The 20,182-nt window shown below is 44.5% G+C and carries 23 protein-coding genes; 20 read left to right on the top strand and 3 right to left on the bottom strand.

Annotation, left to right across the window (positions count from 1 at the left end; translation table 11 throughout):
- Window positions 1-72 precede the first annotated feature (72 nt).
- The 18 genes from MY9_RS18600 (at window position 73) to MY9_RS18510 (ending at window position 14,811) form a co-directional block, all read left to right on the top strand.
- Window positions 73-756 carry a vWA domain-containing protein gene (locus MY9_RS18600; RefSeq protein WP_014665710.1) on the top strand — a complete coding sequence of 228 codons (684 nt, stop codon included), beginning with the start codon at window positions 73-75 and terminating at the stop codon, window positions 754-756.
- A 322-nt stretch (window positions 757-1,078) separates the two neighbouring features.
- Window positions 1,079-1,756 carry a vWA domain-containing protein gene (locus tag MY9_RS18590; protein ID WP_014665708.1) on the top strand — a complete coding sequence of 226 codons (678 nt, stop codon included), beginning with the start codon at window positions 1,079-1,081 and terminating at the stop codon, window positions 1,754-1,756.
- Between the two features lie 94 nt (window positions 1,757-1,850).
- Window positions 1,851-2,012: a hypothetical protein gene (locus tag MY9_RS18585; protein WP_014665707.1), complete on the top strand. Its 162-nt coding sequence runs from the start codon at window positions 1,851-1,853 to the stop codon at window positions 2,010-2,012.
- A 102-nt stretch (window positions 2,013-2,114) separates the two neighbouring features.
- Window positions 2,115-2,903 (top strand): formate dehydrogenase accessory sulfurtransferase FdhD, encoded by a 789-nt coding sequence (gene fdhD / locus MY9_RS18580; protein WP_014665706.1) that lies wholly within the window; start codon window positions 2,115-2,117, stop codon window positions 2,901-2,903.
- Window positions 2,904-2,918: 15 nt separating this feature from the next.
- Window positions 2,919-3,944, top strand: coding sequence for a GTP 3',8-cyclase MoaA (gene moaA, locus MY9_RS18575; RefSeq protein ID WP_040081560.1), 1,026 nt, complete (start codon window positions 2,919-2,921; stop codon window positions 3,942-3,944).
- 191 nt (window positions 3,945-4,135) lie between these two features.
- Window positions 4,136-5,269: a response regulator aspartate phosphatase RapB gene (gene rapB, locus MY9_RS18570; RefSeq protein WP_014665703.1), complete on the top strand. Its 1,134-nt coding sequence runs from the start codon at window positions 4,136-4,138 to the stop codon at window positions 5,267-5,269.
- 161 nt (window positions 5,270-5,430) lie between these two features.
- On the top strand, window positions 5,431-5,910 hold the full coding sequence (locus MY9_RS18565; RefSeq protein ID WP_014665701.1) for a hypothetical protein: 480 nt from the start codon (window positions 5,431-5,433) through the stop codon (window positions 5,908-5,910).
- Between the two features lie 72 nt (window positions 5,911-5,982).
- The gene (locus MY9_RS18560) at window positions 5,983-6,171 is read left to right on the top strand and encodes a CsbD family protein (protein ID WP_014665700.1); all 189 of its coding nucleotides are present in this window, start codon (window positions 5,983-5,985) and stop codon (window positions 6,169-6,171) included.
- Between the two features lie 205 nt (window positions 6,172-6,376).
- Window positions 6,377-7,633 carry an urea ABC transporter substrate-binding protein gene (gene urtA / locus MY9_RS18555; protein ID WP_014665698.1) on the top strand — a complete coding sequence of 419 codons (1,257 nt, stop codon included), beginning with the start codon at window positions 6,377-6,379 and terminating at the stop codon, window positions 7,631-7,633.
- A gap of 32 nt (window positions 7,634-7,665) precedes the next feature.
- Window positions 7,666-8,568: an urea ABC transporter permease subunit UrtB gene (gene urtB / locus MY9_RS18550; protein ID WP_014665697.1), complete on the top strand. Its 903-nt coding sequence runs from the start codon at window positions 7,666-7,668 to the stop codon at window positions 8,566-8,568.
- An 11-nt stretch (window positions 8,569-8,579) separates the two neighbouring features.
- Complete coding sequence (gene urtC / locus MY9_RS18545; protein WP_014665696.1) at window positions 8,580-9,650, top strand: urea ABC transporter permease subunit UrtC; 1,071 nt, start codon at window positions 8,580-8,582, stop codon at window positions 9,648-9,650.
- Window positions 9,625-10,374 carry an urea ABC transporter ATP-binding protein UrtD gene (gene urtD / locus MY9_RS18540; RefSeq protein WP_014665695.1) on the top strand — a complete coding sequence of 250 codons (750 nt, stop codon included), beginning with the start codon at window positions 9,625-9,627 and terminating at the stop codon, window positions 10,372-10,374. The genes urtC and urtD overlap by 26 nt, the downstream gene beginning before the upstream one ends.
- Complete coding sequence (urtE, locus tag MY9_RS18535) at window positions 10,371-11,072, top strand: urea ABC transporter ATP-binding subunit UrtE (protein ID WP_014665694.1); 702 nt, start codon at window positions 10,371-10,373, stop codon at window positions 11,070-11,072. Before urtD ends, urtE begins: the two co-directional genes overlap by 4 nt.
- 99 nt (window positions 11,073-11,171) lie before the next feature.
- Window positions 11,172-11,489 carry an urease subunit gamma gene (ureA, locus tag MY9_RS18530; RefSeq protein WP_003227724.1) on the top strand — a complete coding sequence of 106 codons (318 nt, stop codon included), beginning with the start codon at window positions 11,172-11,174 and terminating at the stop codon, window positions 11,487-11,489.
- Window positions 11,486-11,860 carry an urease subunit beta gene (gene ureB / locus MY9_RS18525; RefSeq protein WP_014665693.1) on the top strand — a complete coding sequence of 125 codons (375 nt, stop codon included), beginning with the start codon at window positions 11,486-11,488 and terminating at the stop codon, window positions 11,858-11,860. Before ureA ends, ureB begins: the two co-directional genes overlap by 4 nt.
- Window positions 11,857-13,566 (top strand): urease subunit alpha, encoded by a 1,710-nt coding sequence (gene ureC / locus MY9_RS18520; RefSeq protein WP_014665692.1) that lies wholly within the window; start codon window positions 11,857-11,859, stop codon window positions 13,564-13,566. Before ureB ends, ureC begins: the two co-directional genes overlap by 4 nt.
- 134 nt (window positions 13,567-13,700) lie before the next feature.
- The gene (locus MY9_RS18515) at window positions 13,701-14,102 is read left to right on the top strand and encodes an Rrf2 family transcriptional regulator (RefSeq protein WP_014665691.1); all 402 of its coding nucleotides are present in this window, start codon (window positions 13,701-13,703) and stop codon (window positions 14,100-14,102) included.
- A gap of 67 nt (window positions 14,103-14,169) precedes the next feature.
- Window positions 14,170-14,811, top strand: coding sequence for an NAD(P)-dependent oxidoreductase (locus MY9_RS18510; protein ID WP_014665690.1), 642 nt, complete (start codon window positions 14,170-14,172; stop codon window positions 14,809-14,811).
- Between the two features lie 34 nt (window positions 14,812-14,845).
- Here MY9_RS18510 and MY9_RS18505 read toward each other — a convergent pair whose 3' ends face one another.
- The gene (locus MY9_RS18505) at window positions 14,846-15,229 is read right to left on the bottom strand and encodes a DUF5362 family protein (RefSeq protein WP_014665689.1); all 384 of its coding nucleotides are present in this window, start codon (window positions 15,227-15,229) and stop codon (window positions 14,846-14,848) included.
- 144 nt (window positions 15,230-15,373) lie between these two features.
- Here MY9_RS18505 and MY9_RS18500 point away from each other — a divergent pair, with 144 nt between their 5' ends.
- On the top strand, window positions 15,374-16,147 hold the full coding sequence (locus tag MY9_RS18500; protein ID WP_014665688.1) for a MerR family transcriptional regulator: 774 nt from the start codon (window positions 15,374-15,376) through the stop codon (window positions 16,145-16,147).
- A gap of 22 nt (window positions 16,148-16,169) precedes the next feature.
- On the opposite strand, the gene cls is transcribed toward MY9_RS18500, so the two are convergent.
- The gene (cls, locus tag MY9_RS18495) at window positions 16,170-17,618 is read right to left on the bottom strand and encodes a cardiolipin synthase (protein ID WP_014665687.1); all 1,449 of its coding nucleotides are present in this window, start codon (window positions 17,616-17,618) and stop codon (window positions 16,170-16,172) included.
- A gap of 243 nt (window positions 17,619-17,861) precedes the next feature.
- Here cls and MY9_RS18490 point away from each other — a divergent pair, with 243 nt between their 5' ends.
- Window positions 17,862-18,299 carry a DUF5392 family protein gene (locus MY9_RS18490; RefSeq protein WP_014665686.1) on the top strand — a complete coding sequence of 146 codons (438 nt, stop codon included), beginning with the start codon at window positions 17,862-17,864 and terminating at the stop codon, window positions 18,297-18,299.
- A 73-nt stretch (window positions 18,300-18,372) separates the two neighbouring features.
- Here the strand turns inward: MY9_RS18490 and MY9_RS21350 are convergent, their stop codons facing one another.
- On the bottom strand, window positions 18,373-20,160 hold the full coding sequence (locus tag MY9_RS21350) for an N-acetylneuraminate synthase family protein (protein ID WP_081483649.1): 1,788 nt from the start codon (window positions 20,158-20,160) through the stop codon (window positions 18,373-18,375).
- Window positions 20,161-20,182 lie beyond the last annotated feature (22 nt).

The raw sequence follows: 20,182 nt of genomic DNA, 5'->3' as shown, positions 1-20,182 counted from the left end.
TGTCGATTACGATAGGTTATGTTCAGCGTTGAACATCTGCACGCAGAAACAAATTGGTAAAGGGGTACGAACATGAAGAAAAGATTTTCACTGATCATGATGACGGGATTGTTATTTGGATTAACTTCACCTGCTTTTGCAGCTGAAAAGAAAGAAACGGAGGTTAAAGCTCCTGCGAACGTGGCAGTCTTGCTTGATGCCAGCGGAAGTATGGCGAAAAGAATAGACGGTGTCTCTAAATTTAATTCAGCCAAAAAAGAAATTTCAAAGTTTGCAAGCTCACTGCCAGAAGGAACTCAGGTTAAAATGAGTGTGTTTGGCTCTGAAGGAAACAATAAAAATTCCGGAAAAGTTCAATCATGTGAAGCCATTCGCAACGTATACGGCTTCCAAAGCTTTAACGAGCAAAGCTTCCTCAATTCTCTTAATACAATTGGGCCGACTGGCTGGACGCCAATTGCCAAAGCGCTGAATGAGGCGAAATCTTCTTTTGATCAGCTTGACGCAAAAGGGGAAAAAGTGGTGTATCTTTTGACAGACGGTGAGGAAACGTGCGGAGGAAATCCGATTAAAACAGCAAAGGAACTGCAAAAAGACAATATCACTGTGAATGTGATCGGTTTTGATTATAAAGAGGGATACAAAGGCCAGCTGAACGCGATTGCGAAAGTAGGCGGCGGTGAATACTTCCCTGCTTATACTCAAAAAGATGTTGAGAAAATCTTCACTCAGCAATCATTGATGTTATCTAAGTAAGAAAAAAGAGGCTGATAGCGGTCAGCCTCTTTTTGGTATGTAACATAATGTTCAAAAGTAATCAGGTATCAGCCTGTAGCATAGTAGCAGATTTCCGTTTTTCTGTGATGATCAAGGCGAAAAAAGAATGAATCATGTCACAATATGCATATGCTTTTTGGGCGAAAAAGGCTACATATCAACGGCATTTCAAGTGATTTTGAACAGAAAGTGAAAGCAGCACAAAAGGCAGCTTGCCCTATATCTTTTTGCATTTTCATATTCTAGCATAAAGAAGAATCCAACTATAGTTGGAAAATATGATAAAGAAAGGAAGAAAAACATGAAAAAAAAACTGCTGGCTGCCGGCATCATTGGATTGCTGACTGTCTCCTTTGCCTCCCCGTCTTTTGCCGCTGAGAAACAGACTGACACAAATGTAGCTGTTTTGTTTGATGGAAGCGGAAGCATGATTCAAAAAACAGGGGGAGAGCGCAAAATAGACATTGCCAAAAAATCAGTAAAGTCTTTTGCCGAGCTGCTTCCGAAGGATACAAATCTCATGCTTCGCGTTTTCGGACATGCTGGAAACAATAAATTGTCCGGCAAAGCTCTCTCATGCAGCACAACGGAAACCATTTACGGCCTTCATCCATATGAAGGATCGCTGTTTGACAATTCATTGAGTGAGATCAAGCCGACTGGCTGGACACCGATTGCCAAAGCACTTTCAGATACAAGAAAAGAATTTGAAGCTTTTGGCGCTGACGGAAAAAATGTGGTGTACTTAATCACTGACGGTGAAGAAACGTGCGGCGGAGACCCTGCGGCGGAAATCGAAAAGCTTCGTGCATCGAATGTGGACACGATCGTAAATATTATTGGCTTCAACTTTGATGTTAAAGGCAATGAAGAGATGAAACAAGCGGCTGTAGCTGGAGGCGGAGAATACATTTCAGCGAACAGTGCGGATGAGTTTGAACAGGCTTGGGAAAAAGAAGCACAAAAATTTACTGAGTAAGGAATCTAATGATCAGGCGCTCCCCCAGGCGCCTTTTTTTATTGGTTTAAAAACAGCTTGGGCGGGAATGATACCCTTAAAAGGGGTTGAACATATGAAGTTATTAGGAATGATTTTTCTTATAGCCACCGTGGCATTCATATTGATTGGTGTTCTTCTAAAACTGGCAGCCTTCTTTTTTGTCAGCATTCTCACCTTAATCGCAGCTATTGTGCTGTTTACGGTCCTGAGAAAGAATCAGCATAATCAAACATAGAGTCCTTTGTACAGAGGGCTCTTTTTTATGTCTCAGAATTCGACAAAATCCGAGGAGTGTGAAAAAATATAAAGGCAGGAACATTGCGGAGGGGAAGAGACATTGAACGATAAAGCAACTGCGGTCAGGGATGTATGGCGCTATGAACAAGGGGAAATAAGCAAAATAAAAGACCGGATGGTGACGGAATACCCTTTGACAGTGATACTGAATGGCAGTGAATTTGTGACGCTCGTTTGCACGCCTGAGCATATCAAAGAGCTTGTCATCGGATTTCTCGCATCAGAGGGTGTAATACGATTTCAAAAAGAGATTAAAAGGTTTACAATAGATGAAAGTCTCGGTTTTGTTTATGTCGACCTCGTTCATCCTGAGACATTGGATCAAAAGGATTATACGAAACGGGTGATCGGCTCATGCTGCGGAAAGGGCCGTCATTTTTATTTTCAGCAGGATGTCAAAACAGCCAAGACGGCTGTCAGCCAAATCAAGATATCGCCTGATGCATGTCTGGCGCTTATGAAAGACATGCAGCAAAGGAGCGGGACGTTTCAGGAGACGGGAGGCGTCCATAATGCGGCGCTATGCGACACAGAGAAACTGCTGTTGATGCGCACAGATATCGGCCGGCACAACGCACTTGATAAATTATACGGACATTGCCTTCTAAATGGAATGTCCGTCCGTGACAAACTGATTGTGTTCAGCGGCAGAATCTCATCAGAAGTTCTGTTAAAGGCGGCAAAAATCGGCGTGTCGATTGTCATTTCCAAATCGGCCCCGACGGAGCTTGCGATTCAAATGGCGGAAGAATTGAATATCACAGCGATCGGATTTGTCAGAAACGAATCATTTAATGTATATACACACCCTGAGAGAATCGGGGGATAGGAAGGGGCTGTAGCTATGATTACAGAGTCGCGTCAGATGTTGGATAAGAGAAACAGACCGCTGAGAGACCTTCGCATTTCTGTTACAGACCGCTGCAACTTCCGATGCACGTACTGTATGCCCGCCGAATTATTCGGTCCGGACTATCCTTTTTTAAAGAAAGAGGAGCTGCTTTCATTTGAGGAGCTGGAACGGCTTGCGACACTTTTTGTCACAAGATTCGGCGTTGAAAAAATCCGCTTGACCGGCGGAGAGCCCCTCATGAGAAAGGATATGCCGGAACTAATCAAAAAACTGGCCCGCATTCCGGGTGTCCGTGATATTGCGATGACGACAAACGGTTCACTGCTGCCTGTTTATGCGGAGAGGCTCAAGGAAGCCGGGCTGAAACGGGTTACGATCAGCCTTGATTCTTTAGAGGATGAGCGTTTTAAAAAGATAAACGGGCGCGGCGTTTCTGTCAGCAAGGTGCTGGAAGGCATTGAAGCGGCGAAGCAAGCGGGGCTCGGTGTTAAAATCAATATGGTTGTCCAAAAGGGCGTCAATGAAAAAGATATACTGCCAATGGCCCGTTATTTTAAAGAAAAAGGCCATATCCTGAGATTCATTGAATTTATGGACGTAGGCAATACCAACCAATGGGAAAAGAAAGACGTTATGACGAAGGCGGAAATCATAGATTTGATCAATGAACACATGCCGGTTGAGCCGATAGCGCCTAATTATACAGGCGAAGTGGCTTCCAGATTCCGCTACTTGGACGGCTCCGGAGAAATCGGCGTCATCTCATCTGTATCTGATGCGTTCTGTGGATCTTGCAACAGGGCCCGTCTTTCTGCGAGGGGTGAGCTGTTCACCTGTTTATTTGCTTCAAGCGGATTTGACCTCAGAGCTCCGGTTCGGCAGGAATTAAGTGATGACGAACTGTCAGAAATGATTGGCACAGTCTGGAAAAACCGGATCGATCAGTATTCAGTCGATCGTACGCTATCAAAAGCATCAGGCAAAAAGAAAGTGGAAATGTCTTATATTGGCGGTTAATATGAAGTCAAAAGCTTATCGGCGCTGTCCGGTAAGCTTTTTTTATCAAAATCTGAGTGCAAAAAATTCGTATAAAAACCGAAATATATAAGGATAGGCATAAAGAAGGATTCATTGTAAGAAATTTTAATTCCAAAGCCATACATTATGATAAAATATAACCAATTAGAAAATAGAAAGGGTTGGAGGGCATGGCCGCGTACGAGATCCCGTCATCTCAAGTAGGAGTGAAAATCAATAAGTGGTATAAGCACATTTTAGCATTTCAAGTGGCTGATGCCGTAAAGCTGAAGAAAGAAATTGATCAAGACATAGAACAGATGGAAGAGGATCAGCTGCTTCTCTTATATTATCAGCTGATCAGCTACCGGCACCAGATTATGCTGGATTATGTAAAGCCCGACCTGCACGAGGAATCTCAGCTTCAATATCGTGAATTGATCAAAAGGCTGGAAAGCAATCAGGACAGCATCTCCGGATTATCTGAGTATTATTTTCACTTGTTTAGAGGAATGTACGAATTTGAACAGAACAATTACATTTCCGCTATATCCTTTTACCGGAAAGCTGAGAAGATGCTTGCGTTTGTAGAAGATGAAATTGAAAGAGCGGAATTTCATTTTAAGGTGGCAGAAGTCTTTTATATTATGAAGCAGACGCACTTTTCAATGAACCACGCCGTACAGGCGCTGGAGACGTATAAGGCTAATGATTTTTACAGAGTCAGAAGAGTTCAATGCCATTTCGTCATATCAGGAAACTACATAGACTACAGAAATTATGAAAAAGCGCTTGAGCATTTGGATGACGCATACCGTCTTGCTTTATTGGAGGGACAGCCCCGTTTGATCGGATCAGCCCTTTATAATATCGGGAATTGCTATGATGACAAGGGGGAGCTGGATCAAGCCGCCGAATACTTTGAAAAAGCGCTTCCAGTCTTCGAGGATTATCAGCTTGAACAGCTTCCAAAAACGCTCTTCAGCCTGACCCGCGTTCTTTTCAAAAAACAAGATGCCGAGGCTGCCATGCACTATTATGAAAAGGGTATTGCCATCGCCAAAAAGCGTAACGACTTCTTCAGTCTGGCAAAATATAAATTTCTGCAGGCCTTATATGTGAAATCTGTCAATTTGGATATGATTCAAGAAGTATTTGATTATATGGAAGAAAAAGGCCTGTACGTATATATTGAAGAATTTGCTTTAGATGCAGCCTCCTATTTCAGTCATCGTGAGCAATATAAAGAAGCGGTGTATTTTTATGAAAAAGCGGTCAGCATGAGAGAGATGATTCAAAGGAACGATTGTTTATATAAAGTATGAAACAAAACCATCTGCGGGCAGATGGTTTTGTTATATGCAAAAAAAGGGGAGCATCGGAACGTTTATTTCCGGGGAGAACAGGAAAAATCGCTACAGCACTGTTTTTTGTACAAAAGCCGTTTTGGGATGCAGATATACATGATTGATTGAGGGGGAATTCGATGTTTGGTTTCAATGATATGGTGAAGTTTCTATGGTCTTTCCTCATTGTTCTGCCGCTTGTACAGATCATACATGTTTCGGGGCACAGCTTTATGGCCTTTATTTTTGGCGGAAAAGGCTCATTGGATATTGGAATGGGAAAAACACTGCTTAAGATTGGGCCAATACGGTTCAGAACGATTTATTTTATCGATTCTTTTTGCCGATACGGGGATTTGAAGATTGACAATCGATTCTCAAATGCACTCGTGTATGCCGGAGGCTGCCTGTTTAATCTGATTACGATTTTTGCAGTCAATCTGCTGATTATACACAGTGTATTAAAGCCGAATGTGTTTTTCTATCAGTTTGTCTATTTTTCTACGTATTACGTGTTTTTTGCCCTTCTGCCGGTTCGGTATTCAGAGAAAAAGTCATCAGACGGGCTGGCGATATACAAAGTGCTCCGTTACGGAGAGCGCTACGAAATCGATAAATAACATTTGAATGTTTAGTGCCTCTCAGATCGGGAAGGTAACAAGTACACACATAAATGAGGGGAGAGAATCAACATGGGTAACGATAGTGTAAAAGACAAAATGAAAGGCGGCTTTAATAAAGCCAAAGGAGAAGTGAAGGATAAAGCCGGAGATATGACTGACAGAACGGACATGAAGGCTGAAGGCAAAAAAGATAAGGCGAAAGGCGAAATCCAAAAGGATATCGGGGAAGCCAAGGATAAATTCTCAGATAAAGATTAATCATACGGAAGAGGCAGGAAACGATATGTTTCTTGTCTTTTTTTGTTCACTTTTTCTGATGTGAATAAATATAACAAAAAAAGCAGCTGGTTTGGTCAAAATATCTAAATTTTTCAAATATTATTTGAATTGATGAACCTCTTCTATATAATAATGACATAAGTTGTTAACTTTTGTAACATCACATGACAAAGGGAGGTTCTGAATGAAAAACAAAAGGGTCGGAATACAGGCTGTTTTTCTGTTGTGTCTGATCATGGTGTTGATGGCAGGGTGTGCTGCGCCGAAGAAAGTGTCAGAAGCCAGCGGAAGTGCGAAAAAAACAGTTGATATCGACACAAGCGGGGATTCAGTGAAGGTCGGGATTCTTCACTCACTAAGCGGGACAATGGCGATCAGCGAAGTGTCCGTCCATGATGCAGAGTTAATCGCGATTCAAGAAATCAACCAAAAAGGCGGAGTTCTCGGCAAAAAGCTTGAACCCGTCGTGGAAGACGGCGCTTCAGACTGGCCTACATATGCGGAAAAAATGAGAAAGCTGCTTCAGCAAGACAAAGTGGCTGCTGTTTTTGGCGGATGGACATCTGCTAGCCGCAAAGCCATGCTTCCGGTTGTGGAGCAAAACAATGGGCTGCTGTTCTATCCGGTGCAGTACGAAGGAATGGAGACATCACCTAATATTTTTTATACCGGAGCAACGACGAATCAGCAAATTGTGCCGGCTGTCGATTGGCTGCTCAAAAATAAAGGTAAAAAGTTCTTTCTGATCGGATCAGATTACGTGTTCCCGAGAACAGCCAATAAAATCATTAAAGCACAAGTAAAAGCGGGCGGAGGAGAAATTGCCGGTGAAGAGTATACGCCGCTAGGCCACACCAATTACAGTACGCTCGTCAGCAAAATCAAAGAAAAACAGCCCGATGTCATTTTTAACACATTAAACGGCGACAGCAACGTGGCGTTTTTCAAACAGCTGAAAGATGCGGGGATATCGGCTGATGATATGCCTGTCATGTCGGCAAGTGTCGCTGAGGAAGAAATTAGGGGGATCGGCCCTGATGTGCTAAAAGGACATTATGCGGTGTGGAATTACTTCCAGACAACCAATACGAGCGAAAATCAAACATTCGTGAAGAACTATAAAAAAATGAACGGCGATAGCCGGGTGACGAGCGATCCGATTGAAGCCGGCTATAATGCGGTCTATCTCTGGGCAGCGGCAGTTGAAAAAGCCAAGTCCTTTGATGTCGATAAGGTGAAGAAAGCGGCTGACGGAATTTCATTCAAGGCCCCGGGCGGCACAGTGAAAATTGACGGTGATACACAGCATCTCTACAAAACGGTCAGAATCGGGCAAATCACGGGGGATGGACAGTTTAAAGAAGTATGGAACTCAGGTGAACCGGTAAAACCTGATCCATATTTAAAAACGTACGACTGGGCAAAGGGGTTATCTAAATAAATCAAAGCCGTTTGCGGGGAAGGAGGCGGAGCATGTCTGTCGTCGTTACTCAATTATTTAACGGGATCAGTCTCGGTTCTATTTTAATTCTCATTGCGATTGGATTGGCCGTTACATTCGGTTTGATGAACATTATTAATATGGCGCACGGTGAGCTGATTATGGCAGGAGCCTACACGACATATGTCGTTCAGCAGCTGTTTTTAAGCTATTTGCCGGCTTCTCTGTTTTCTTACTATTTTTTAATCGCGATCATTATGGCGTTTGCGGTTGCGGCGTTTATTGGGATTGTCATTGAAAAAGTGATTGTCAGGCGATTATATGACCGTCCGCTCGACAGCCTTTTGGCGACGTGGGGGGTGAGCTTGATACTGCAGCAGGCAGCAAGATCAATTTTTGGCGCGCCGAATGTGGTTGTCAAATCACCTGAGTGGCTGACGGGAGGAGTGACGCTGTTTTCGGTTACCTTTCCGTATAAAAGGCTGTTTATTTTGGCGCTCGTTCTATTTACGCTGGCGCTGCTCGGTTTCTATTTATTTAAAACCTCTGCGGGGCGGCGGATGCAGGCAGTTACGCTGAACCGGAGCATGGCATCGTGTCTCGGCGTATCTGTGAGAAAAACAGATACATTGGCTTTCGCGCTCGGAAGCGGACTGGCCGGTATCGCGGGGAGCTCACTCACATTGCTTGGTTCGATCGGGCCTACTCTCGGTTCCTCATACCTCGTCGATGCCTTCATGATCGTCATATTAGGCGGAATTGGCAAATTAAAAGGCACCATTATCGGCGCGGTGACGGTCGGTTTGCTGAGCACATTCGTTGAGTATTCCACAAGCGCTACGATTGCAAAGGTAGTCGTGTTTGCATTTATTATTCTCTTTCTGCAATGGCGGCCTTCAGGTCTTGCGAGTGTCAGAACGAGATTACTAGATTAGGAGGGAACCGGATGAAGCGGTTTTCACAATTCAGTCCGTATCTGGTGATGTTTGCCCTTTTTATCGCCGCTCCGTTCTTTCTGCAGGAGTTTCGATTAGGGCTGTTGGCGAAGTTTTTATGCTTCGCGATTGTGGCGGTCGGCATTTGCCTGATTTGGGGATATACAGGCATTTTGAGTTTGGGGCATGGCGTCTTTTTCGGGTTGGGCGCTTACTGCATGGCCATGTACTTAAAAATAGAAGCCTCACCGTCAGGCATTCCTGATTTTATGGAGTGGACCGGCGTCAGTGAACTGCCGTGGATATGGGCAATGTTCAGGCATCCTTTTGCTGCGATTGCTGCAGCCGTTATTGTTCCTGTTTTTTTGGCCTTTTTACTCGGTTACTTTACCTTCCGCAACAACATAAAGGGTGTTTATTTTTCGTTGATCTCTCAGGCTGTTGTGGTTGTTGTTGTCACACTGTTCATCGGCAGCCAGGACATCACCGGCGGCACGAATGGCCTCACGAATTTCTTTACCGTTTTTCAATATGCTCTGGCCGATCCTGCAATAAAGCAGATTTTGTATTTTACGACAGTCTTTTTCCTCGGTGTTTCTGTCATGTTTGCTTTGTTTCTGACGAGAAGCCGTTTTGGGCGGCTATTGCAGGCGGTGCGCGACGGAGAAAGCAGAGTCCGTTTTTTCGGATATCACTCCACCGTTTTTAAAGTGTTTATTTACTGTGTATCTGCTGCGATGGCGGGGATTGCCGGGATGCTGTTTGTGCTTCAGGATGGGATGATCTCGCCGGAAATGATGGGCATCATCCCTTCGGTGGAAATGGTGCTGTGGGTCGCAATCGGCGGCAGGCACTCCATTTTCGGGGCGGTGCTTGGCGCGCTGTTAACGAACTGCATGAAAAGCTATTTAAGCGAATATTACCCTGACATTTGGCTGTACTTCCTCGGCGCGCTGTTTATCATTGTGGTGCTCTATATGCCAAAAGGGATTGTCGGGCTGTTCGAGAAGATTAGAACCCAGCTTTCTTCCTCGAAAAAGAAAGGAGCGGCTGCTTATGAAACCGATACTTACCTGCCGTGACGTGAAGGTTGAGTTTGACGGATTTTGGGCCTTGCAGGGCGCTGATATCAGCGTGCAGGAACGTGATATCCATTTTTTAATTGGGCCGAACGGCGCCGGAAAAACGACTTTGCTGGACATCATTTGCGGAAAAACGAAGCCGCATTCAGGCGAAGTGCTATTTCAAGAAACGAATGAACTGACAAAAGCGCGGGAATATCAGATCGCCAAACTGGGGGTCGCCAGAAAGTTTCAGGCTCCGAGTGTTTTTATGCAGCTGACTGTGTTTGAGAACCTCGAACTTGCCATGAAACAGAAAAAAACGATCCTTTCACTGCTGACAGCTCGTATGACAAAAGAGCAAAGTGACAGGATCATAGACATCCTGCGGCTGATTGGGTTAGATGACAAATGGGATCTAACAGCTGGCAGCCTGTCACACGGACAGAAGCAATGGCTTGAGATCGGCATGCAGCTCGCCATGGAGCCGAAGCTTTTGCTGCTGGATGAACCGATTGCCGGCATGACAGGAAAGGAGCGGGAAAAAACCGGAGCCCTGCTTGAAGAAATTGCAAAAACGTGCTCTGTTCTGATTGTCGAGCACGATATGGATTTTGTGCGCTCGTTTTCCAGAAAAGTCACGGTCATGCATGAAGGCAAAGTGCTTTGTGAAGGGTCGATGGATGACATCACAAGCAATGAAGAGGTGGCAGAGGTATATTTAGGAAGGAGCGGTATGTCATGATTGCCGTCAGGAATGTAACGTCCGGTTACGATCAATCGATGGTTTTGCACAGCCTCAGCATGGAGGTTCGCGAGGGGCAGATTGTCGCTGTATTAGGCCGCAACGGAGTCGGCAAATCCACCTTGCTGAAAACAATCATAGGCCTGCTTCCGGCAAAACAGGGGGATATTTGTTTTAATCAAACGTTTGTTCAAAACGAAAAGGCGGAAACACGGGCAAGAACGGGAATTGCGTACGTTCCGCAGGGAAGAGACATCTTTTCCTCCTTAACCGTTCGTGACAACCTGCTGCTTGGGGAAGAGCCGCTTCCGAAGAAGGAGCGAACGGGGCAGGTCAAGGAAGAGATTTTTCAATGGTTTCCTGTTTTAAAGGAGATGCTTGACCGCAAAGGCGGCGATTTAAGCGGAGGCCAGCAGCAGCAGCTTGCAATTGCCAGAGCGCTGATGGGAAATCCAAAAATTATTTTACTTGATGAACCAATGGAAGGAATTCAGCCATCAATTATCGAACTAATCAGACAAGTTATCGTAGAAATTTCCAGAAAAAAAGACATTTCCATTGTTTTAGTCGAGCACAGTCTGGAAAACGCGTTAACATGTGCTGACTACCTTTATGTGATCGACAGGGGAACGGTTGTCGACCATGGAAAGGCCGATGAAGAAACGGCACGCCGCTTTGAAAGGCATCTTACCGTATGACCCGGTACTTGAAGAAAGGGAGGTGATGTCCCGCCTGCATGCTCCAAAAATTCGTAGTAACCGCATCCGCTTTATATGACAAAAGAAGGAGGATTACAGATGAAACTGACACCGGTTGAACAAGAAAAATTGCTCATTTTTGCAGCGGGGGAATTAGCCAAACAGCGAAAGGCGCGGGGCGTTCTGCTGAACTATCCTGAGGCTGCCGCTTATATCACCTGCTTTATTATGGAAGGCGCGCGTGATGGGAAGGGAGTAGCAGAGCTGATGGAAGCCGGCCGCCATGTGTTAACGGAAAAAGATGTGATGGAGGGTGTGCCTGAGATGCTGGACAGCATTCAGGTGGAGGCCACATTCCCGGATGGAGTAAAGCTTGTTACGGTACATCAGCCAATTTCTGCGGAGGTGAAGTCATGAAGCCGGGGGCATTTCAAATTGCTGAGGGAATGATAACGATTAATGAAGGCCGTGAGACACGGGAGATTACGGTAAAAAACACCGGATCACGCTCCATTCAAGTCGGCTCGCATTTTCATTTTGCGGAAGCAAACTGGTCTTTATTATTTGACCGTGAGCTGGCGATCGGCATGCGCCTTGATGTTCCTTCGGGCACTTCGGTCCGTTTTGAGCCTGGAGAGCAGAAAACGGTCACACTTGTGGAAATCGGGGGACGCAAGACAATTAGAGGCCTGAACGGAATGGCCGACACGTTTATCGATGAACGCGGCAAAGAAAAAACGTTGGCCAACTTAAAACAAGCCGGCTGGATGGAGGGTGTAATCCGATGAAAATGTCACGGAAGGAATATGCGGAACTGTTTGGCCCGACAACGGGCGATAAAATCAGATTGGGCGACACGGATTTATGGATCGAAGTCGAAAAGGATTTCACAGTCTACGGTGAAGAAATGATCTTTGGCGGCGGAAAAACGATTCGCGATGGCATGGGCCAAAACGGCAGAATTACAGGGAAGGACGGCGCTTTGGATTTGGTTATCACCAACGTCGTGCTATTGGATTACACAGGCATTGTCAAAGCGGATGTTGGTGTGAAGGATGGGCGGATTGTCGGCGTCGGAAAAAGCGGAAATCCTGATATCATGGATGGTGTCGATCCGCATATGGTCATCGGAGCGGGTACAGAGGTGATTTCCGGTGAAGGCAAAATTTTAACAGCTGGGGGAGTGGACACACACATTCATTTTATTTGCCCGCAGCAGATGGAAGTTGCGCTTTCTTCAGGTGTGACGACCCTTTTGGGAGGCGGAACAGGACCCGCAACCGGCAGCAAAGCGACCACTTGTACATCCGGCGCATGGTATATGGCGAGAATGCTGGAAGCGGCCGAAGCGTTTCCAATCAATGTCGGCTTCTTAGGGAAAGGGAATGCATCCGATAAAGCGCCGCTGATTGAGCAGGTGGAAGCTGGCGCCATCGGCCTTAAGCTTCATGAAGACTGGGGCACGACGCCAAGCGCCATAAAAACGTGTATGGAAGTCGTGGATGAGGCTGATATTCAAGTTGCCATCCATACCGATACGATTAACGAAGCGGGGTTTTTGGAAAACACGCTCGACGCGATTGGGGACCGGGTCATTCATACCTATCACATTGAAGGTGCAGGCGGCGGCCACGCCCCGGATATTATGAAGCTCGCCTCTTACGCGAACATTCTGCCGTCATCTACAACGCCAACCATTCCTTATACCGTTAATACGATGGATGAGCACCTTGATATGATGATGGTCTGTCACCATTTAGATGCGAAAGTGCCTGAAGATGTGGCGTTCAGCCATTCCAGAATCAGGGCTGCGACGATTGCCGCGGAGGATATTCTCCATGATATCGGTGCAATCAGCATGACATCATCGGATTCCCAAGCGATGGGACGGGTCGGTGAAGTGATCATCCGAACGTGGCAGGTAGCCGATAAAATGAAAAAGCAGCGAGGCGCTCTTGCCGGCGAAAACGGAAACGACAATGTGCGCGCAAAACGGTACATTGCCAAATACACGATAAATCCGGCAATTACGCACGGGCTCAGCCATGAAGTCGGCTCGGTAGAAAAAGGGAAGCTTGCCGATCTCGTTCTGTGGGACCCGGTATTTTTCGGTGTAAAACCGGAATTGGTCTTAAAGGGCGGCATGATTGCACGTGCGCAAATGGGAGATCCGAACGCTTCCATCCCGACTCCTGAACCGGTTTTCATGCGCCAAATGTATGCGTCTTACGGAAAAGCCAACAACTCAACCTCGATTACATTCATGTCACAGGCAAGCATAGAGCGGGGTGTGGCGGAAAGGTTAGGGTTGCAAAAAAGAATTTCTCCTGTCAAAAATATCAGAAAGCTGAGCAAGCTGGATATGAAATTGAACTCAGCTTTGCCGAAAATCGAGGTTGATCCAAAAACCTATCAGGTCTTCGCTGATGGGGAGGAATTGTCTTGCCAGCCTGTCGATTATGTTCCGCTTGGACAAAGATATTTTTTATTCTGATAAGACGCGGCCGGAGTGCATCCGGCCGTTCTATTGACTAAAAACGGTGCACAAAACACGTGTATTTAGTGTATATTAGATGTTGACAAACGAACTAAATGTAACTATTATAGTTACAACGGTGGTGAAAAAACATGATTAACAGCCGTCTTGCTGTTGCCATTCATATTTTATCCCTCATCTCGATGGATGAAAAAACATCTTCAGAAATCATTGCTGACAGTGTCAACACGAATCCGGTAGTGGTCCGAAGAATGATCAGCCTGCTGAAAAAAGCTGATATTCTCACCTCACGCGCAGGTGTGCCTGGTGCAAGCCTCAGAAAAGATCCGGCTGATATTTCTCTTTTAGAAGTGTACCGGGCTGTCCAAAAGCAAGAAGAACTCTTTGCGGTTCATGAAAACCCAAACCCGAAATGTCCGGTAGGGAAAAAAATTCAGAACGCCTTGGATGAAACGTTTGAAAGTGTCCAAAGAGCGATGGAAAATGAACTGGCAAGCAAGTCATTAAAAGATGTTATGAATCATCTCTTTTAGACAAAAGGGATGACTTCTCACCGCTAACATGTAACTAAAATTGTTACAAACAAGGAGGAAATGAAAAATGAAAATTGGAATTATCGGGGCAAGCGGAAAAGCAGGAAATGAGATTTTGAAAGAAGCGAAAACAAGAGGCCATGAAGTGACTGCCATCGTCCGAAATGCTTCAAAAGTGCAGGAACAGGACGTAGCGGTTTTGGAGAAAGATGTGTTTGAACTGACTGCAGAAGACATCAAGCCTTTTGACGCGGTCGTAAATGCTTTTGGGGCAGCGCCTGGCCAGGAACATCTTCATGTAGAAGCAGGCAGAGCACTCATCAGCATCTTAAAAGACGCGAAGCACACAAGATTGCTTGTTGTTGGCGGAGCGGGAAGCCTGTTTGTTGATGAAGCCAAAACAACCCGTTTAATGGATACGCCGGAATTTCCGAAAGAATATTTGCCAACTGCATCAAATCAAGGCGAGAACCTGAAAGACTTGCAGCAGACAGACTCTATTTCCTGGACATTCCTCAGTCCTGCGGCATTTTTTGATCCGGCAGGAAAACGGACTGGCTCTTACCAAAAAGGGAAAGACAATGTCATCGTAAATGCCAAAGGCGACAGCTATATCAGCTATGCAGATTATGCGATTGCCGTGTTGGATGAGCTTGAAAATCCCGAACACAAAAATGAACGCTTCACAGTGGTAAGCGAAGCGGAATAATAAAAAACCCGGAGCCAGCTCCGGGTTTTTCTCATTAATAAGTGCTGTACGTATCGCTGAATATGCCGTCAGCAATCCCAAGCATGAAAAAGATAAAGAAGGCGATGATCGCAAGAATGGATACAGCAATGCTTACGATCAAATAAATCCCTTGCATCTTTACGAATTTTGCGTAATTCTCCAGCATTAAGTCTTCAGACTGTCCGCTATTGTGTTCAGCCATTTGGCCTGCTTCTCTAGCTGACCTCATCAAAAAGATGCCGGAAATAATTTGAAGCACGCCCGGCACAGCACCGATTAGAAAAAAGAACGCGCCTGAAAGCGCGGTAATTGCGCCCATAATAATAAATAAAATGCCTGTAGCTTTTCCCCATTTTGAAATGCTGATGAGGGTTTTGTTTATTGTTTCAGGATTCATGTATAGTAGCTCCCCTTTACAAAAAAATACTCACTTTTCTTTTATACACTATTTGTGAGAAGTTTTGTATATAGAAAACAACATTTTTGGGATTGACCCTAACGCTGCGTGATTGTTTACGATAAAAAAGAGGAGGTGTTATGTATGAAATATCAAGTCAAACAAGTGGCGGAAATATCGGGCGTCAGCATTCGGACGCTTCATCACTATGACCATATTGAGCTTCTGATTCCTTCAGCGCTTACTGATGCTGGGTATCGATTGTACAGTGATGCAGATCTGGAACGACTACAGCAGATTTTATTTTTCAAGGAAATTGGGTTTCGTCTGGATGAAATTAAAGAGATGCTGGATCATCCGAATTTTGACCGGAAAGCGGCGCTTCAGTCGCAAAAGGAAATATTGATGAAGAAAAAACAAAGAATGGAAGAAATGATTCAAACAATAGACAGGACGCTTTTGTCCGTTGATGGAGGGGAAACGATGAATAAGCGGGATTTATTTGCCGGATTAAGCATGAAAGACATTGAAGAGCACCAGCGGACATACGCTGATGAAGTCAGAAAGCTGTATGGAAAGGAAATCGCAGAAGAAACAGAGAAAAAGACGTCTTCTTACTCGGCAGATGATTGGCGCTCGATCATGTCTGAATTCGATTCGATTTACAGACGAATTGCGGCACGAATGAAACATGGGCCCGATGATGCAGAGGTTCAGGACGCAGTGGGGGCATTTCGCAATCATATTTGCCAATATCATTACGATTGCACACTCGACATTTTCAGGGGACTTGGAGAAGTGTATATCACTGACGCGCGATTTACTGATTCGATCGATCAATATGGAGAAGGTCTTGCCGCTTTTTTGCGGGAGGCGATCATTATTTACTGTGACCATCAAGACAAAACCCGGCCGTAAAGGCCGGGTTTTTTGGCGCATCTTATAAGATCGGCGACAACAGCCGCGAGACGGATTCTTTTATTCGAATCCACAACGGGCGCTGCAGATACTCCTCATAGGTGAATTTTCTGGATACTAGCAAATCTTCTTTAAAAGTCGAAACCAGTTTTTTAGCAATGGTGATATCGTATATAAATGCATTAACCTCAAAATTCAGCCTGAAGCTTCGGACATCAATGTTCGCTGTGCCGACTGAAGCGATTTCGTCATCCACCACGATGGTTTTCGCGTGAATAAAGCCGTTATCGTAAATATAGACAGTGGCTCCGGCTTTCAGCAGATCGCCGATATACGAAAGTGTTGCCCAGTATACAAAGGCATGATCAGGCTTGTTCGGAATCATAATGTTAACGTCAATGCCCGAAAGGCAAGCGATCCTTAAAGCATCCAACAGGCTTGCATCTGGGATAAAATAAGGTGTTTGAATCAAAATGGAACGCTTGGCGTTTGAAATCATTTTGATGTAGCCATTTTTAATTTGTTCCCATTCCGAATCAGGGCCGCTTGTGACAATCTGCATCCCGACGTTGCCTTTTGGGCCGTAATCAGGAAAGTGATTTGGAATATATGTCAGCGTATGGTGATGAGAAGCTTGGTTCCAGTCAAGGATGAATCGTGTTTGGATGGCGTGCACGGCCGTTCCTTGCAGCCGGATATGCGTATCCCGCCAATAACCGAATTTCGGATTAAGCCCCAGATACTCATCTCCGACGTTAAAGCCTCCGACATACCCGGTCATACCGTCTATGATCACAAGCTTTCGATGGTTCCGGTAATTCAGCCGCAGGTTAATCGGCCTGAGCTTTGACGGGAAAAAGACCTCCACATGCCCGCCAGCCTCGCGAAGCTCTTTAAAAAACTTTTTTCTCAGCGTTCTGGACCCGAGTTCATCATAAAGCACTCTGACCTGAACACCTTCTTTCGCCTTTTGGATGAGAGCGTCCCGCAATTTTTTGCCTAATTCATCGCCTTTATAAATATAATACTGTAAATGGATATGATCCTTAGCCTTTGAAATGTCACTCAGCAGCCGCTGAAATTTATCCCGTCCATCTGTAATGACGTCAACTGAATTATCCTCTGTAAACACAGCATGGTTATTCATAATCAGCATATAAATTAAATCTTTGTTATCAAACGTTGCCCGGTTGTTGAACTGGAATTGCTTAGTTTCTAAATCTTCAAGCTGATGCTTCAGCAGCCTTTCGATTCCAATCTTTTTTCGGTCTTCCCATTGAAACAAATGCTTGCGTCTAAGATTATGGCCGAATAATAGGTATAAAATAAAGCCTAAAACGGGAATAAAGAAAAGAACAAGCAGCCACGCCCAAGATGCGCTGGCATCGCGCCGTTCTTTGAAGATGACAACGATCGCCAAAAGAATATTTAAAATGAAAAAAAGTGATAAAAGGATGGAAGAAATACTCACTTTGTAACCCCGCTCATTCATATTTATCAAGAAGATTGCCATTAGTATTCCATGAATAACAGTAATCTGATTCCCATTACAAATTATAACACTCACATTTTAAAAGAATAAAGAGCGGCGATCCAGATTCTTCGTGAAAAATACGGGCAGATTTCTTTAAAACCGGCTTGCACCTGCGTTAAAATAAACACATATGATAACGTTCGTGAAGCCTTGCAACAACAAATAAAGGGGGAGGATAACATGAACTTTTACAGAGTCGAACAAATGCCGGGGTTCATCAAAACAGAAATGCAAAAAATTCAAAAGGCTGTACAGCCTTTCATGAAAAAAACCGTCATTTACCGTTTTCTTGCTATTCCGCTTGCTGCATTCTCTCTCTTTAATTTAGCTGCTTTTCTATTTCACGCTTCAGCTGACAGGGGATCCCTGATCAGTGCGGGCATATTCGCTCTTTTGGCGGCGCTCGGGCTGGCGTTTTTTAAAGAGGCAGGCTATCAGCACAAACAAATCCAAAAAACGGTTCACATCTATATGCTGAACAGGATCAAAAAGAGCGACATCCTTTCAGAAGAACGGAAAAACTCCTACGCACGACAGATAAAGGAAGAACCGTTTGCGATGCGGAGTTTTGTTGAATTTTTGACTGAGGAAGACAGACGCAAGAAAATGTATGAATAAAAGCTGCACCCGGATTGTTGGATTTTACAATCGGGTGTTTTTTTTGTATGACTTGGAATACGGACAAGAGTTGTTATTTATTTTTGGGTAACAGCGTTGCTTTATTGATTTCCTCTACTAGTGATGCCTGGTCGATCCATTTGGTCGACACATCTTGATTTATCTTTGAAATGTGCCGGTTTTCTGTTAAATAATCTCTTATCCGGCTGAAATAGAGCGGTTCGTTTTTAACATCCAGGTTTTGATATATTTGTTCAAACAATTCTAAGTCTTTAGGTTCATCTAGGGTTAAACGCCAAGATGGATAATGGAGTTCTTTCGGCAGGCTTACTTGATTGATGGTAAATAGGGAAGGATTGTTTACAAAATAAAAAGAAAGATATTCTGTATGGGTTAACGGTTTTGGCTGCTGCACAAGCCGCTGAAGAGCTTCAACTGTAATAATATTCCCGGAAATTCCTGCTGAACTTGAAAGTTCCTGTGTATAATCTGCTCCTTTTTGCAAGTGCTGTTCAATTAAATATTGAAGCACTTCAGGTGAAACCGCTGGACAATCGCCGGTCACCCGGATAATGATATCGGCTTTTGTTAACGCCGCGGCTTCAAGCATTCTTTCTGCCACATTTTCGGGGGAGCCTCTTACGATTCTGACCTTTCCATTTAGAGTGAAAGCTTCAAGCGGATCGTCATCAGGAAGATTAGATGTTGCCAACACAACTTCGTCAACAGAAGGGACAGCCAGACAATTGATTAAACAGCGCTCGACAGAAGGAATTCCATAAATCGGGAGCAGTGCTTTTTTTGGCAAACGGGTCGATTTTAACCGGCATATTACCGCAATCGTAATTCTTGGATCTTTAATATCGTTGGGTGTAATTGGCTGGTTTAACGATAAATCAGCAGTTGCGACTTGAGGAAAAGTGTCTTCGGCTTGTAAAGGCATCAGTGCATTCTCATTTCCGCATCTTTTGTAACTCGTTTTTTCCAGTGTTATTATTTCTCCTTTTTTTATATCCCGATTGGCAATCACACGTAATGTGGAATCATGCAAATACTTTCTTTCAGATTCATTTACTTCAGTTGACCCCGCTGCAATTTGGGCCTGCTTGAGCTTTTCCGTCATTAGTTTGAATTCGTTTGGCTCTAGTGAAGAATAATAATCAAACCCTTTAGCTGCCCGGTTTAGGGTTATATGTTTTTCAATAACAGAGGCCCCTGAGAAAAACGCATAGACAGGAAGGTCGGCTGCAAGCGGATGATCTGCGTCAATGTGATCTGCAAATCCAATTTGAACCTGGTATCTTTCTTTTAGATATTGAACCCGTTTTAGGTTAATATCCTCTAATGTTGTCGGATATCCTTGGAATCCGTGCATGAGTATGAGCTGATTGTCCATATGTTGTTTTACTAGCGGCATCAACTGATCGATCTCTTCTTCATACCACCCCCCAACTCCGATGAGCACAGGCTTCTCAGTCATACCTATCGTTTTCATGATCTCCGTGGATTGAAGGATGGTTGTTGGAAGCTTAATGCCATCAATGTCACGCTGCAGGTGCGAAAAAAGCTCTGCTCCCCATGAATCGAAAATATCCACCCATATTTCTAATCCAAGCCTTTTTCCATATGCGACACAATTTTTCCATACGTCTTCATTCAAAAACAGCTCGATATACGACTCGTAAGCAAAAAAACAAGGTGTTGCAATACAGTCATATTTAAACCACTGAAATTTCACACCATCTGCTCCGCTTTCAGCGGCAGCCTTGATGAGTGCTCTGAGGTTCTCCTCTTTTCCTTGATGGGCGTTTGCGATTTCAGCTATCACTTTTACTTTTTCCGAAGGGCTGTTATTTTCCAAATGTCCCACTCCCTTATGTTTA

The organism is Bacillus sp. JS (assembly GCF_000259365.1).
Classification (GTDB): Bacteria; Bacillota; Bacilli; order Bacillales; family Bacillaceae; genus Bacillus; species Bacillus stercoris.
Note: the sequence above shows the minus strand (reverse complement) of the source record. Positions and strands in the feature narration are given on the sequence as shown.

Bases quoted from the DNA above. Each gene is read 5' to 3' on its own strand.
- urtD (WP_014665695.1), top strand. From the start codon at position 9,625: ATGAAACCGATACTTACCTGCCGTGACGTGAAGGTTGAGTTTGACGGA.
- urtC (WP_014665696.1), top strand. From the start codon at position 8,580: ATGAAGCGGTTTTCACAATTCAGTCCGTATCTGGTGATGTTTGCCCTT.
- urtA (WP_014665698.1), top strand. From the start codon at position 6,377: ATGAAAAACAAAAGGGTCGGAATACAGGCTGTTTTTCTGTTGTGTCTG.
- MY9_RS18515 (WP_014665691.1), top strand. From the start codon at position 13,701: ATGATTAACAGCCGTCTTGCTGTTGCCATTCATATTTTATCCCTCATC.
- rapB (WP_014665703.1), top strand. From the start codon at position 4,136: ATGGCCGCGTACGAGATCCCGTCATCTCAAGTAGGAGTGAAAATCAAT.
- MY9_RS18565 (WP_014665701.1), top strand. From the start codon at position 5,431: ATGTTTGGTTTCAATGATATGGTGAAGTTTCTATGGTCTTTCCTCATT.
- MY9_RS18590 (WP_014665708.1), top strand. From the start codon at position 1,079: ATGAAAAAAAAACTGCTGGCTGCCGGCATCATTGGATTGCTGACTGTC.
- MY9_RS18505 (WP_014665689.1), bottom strand. From the start codon at position 15,229: ATGAATCCTGAAACAATAAACAAAACCCTCATCAGCATTTCAAAATGG.
- MY9_RS18500 (WP_014665688.1), top strand. From the start codon at position 15,374: ATGAAATATCAAGTCAAACAAGTGGCGGAAATATCGGGCGTCAGCATT.
- ureC (WP_014665692.1), top strand. From the start codon at position 11,857: ATGAAAATGTCACGGAAGGAATATGCGGAACTGTTTGGCCCGACAACG.
- MY9_RS18600 (WP_014665710.1), top strand. From the start codon at position 73: ATGAAGAAAAGATTTTCACTGATCATGATGACGGGATTGTTATTTGGA.
- MY9_RS18490 (WP_014665686.1), top strand. From the start codon at position 17,862: ATGAACTTTTACAGAGTCGAACAAATGCCGGGGTTCATCAAAACAGAA.
- urtB (WP_014665697.1), top strand. From the start codon at position 7,666: ATGTCTGTCGTCGTTACTCAATTATTTAACGGGATCAGTCTCGGTTCT.
- moaA (WP_040081560.1), top strand. From the start codon at position 2,919: ATGATTACAGAGTCGCGTCAGATGTTGGATAAGAGAAACAGACCGCTG.
- urtE (WP_014665694.1), top strand. From the start codon at position 10,371: ATGATTGCCGTCAGGAATGTAACGTCCGGTTACGATCAATCGATGGTT.
- MY9_RS18510 (WP_014665690.1), top strand. From the start codon at position 14,170: ATGAAAATTGGAATTATCGGGGCAAGCGGAAAAGCAGGAAATGAGATT.
- ureB (WP_014665693.1), top strand. From the start codon at position 11,486: ATGAAGCCGGGGGCATTTCAAATTGCTGAGGGAATGATAACGATTAAT.
- MY9_RS18585 (WP_014665707.1), top strand. From the start codon at position 1,851: ATGAAGTTATTAGGAATGATTTTTCTTATAGCCACCGTGGCATTCATA.
- MY9_RS18560 (WP_014665700.1), top strand. From the start codon at position 5,983: ATGGGTAACGATAGTGTAAAAGACAAAATGAAAGGCGGCTTTAATAAA.
- ureA (WP_003227724.1), top strand. From the start codon at position 11,172: ATGAAACTGACACCGGTTGAACAAGAAAAATTGCTCATTTTTGCAGCG.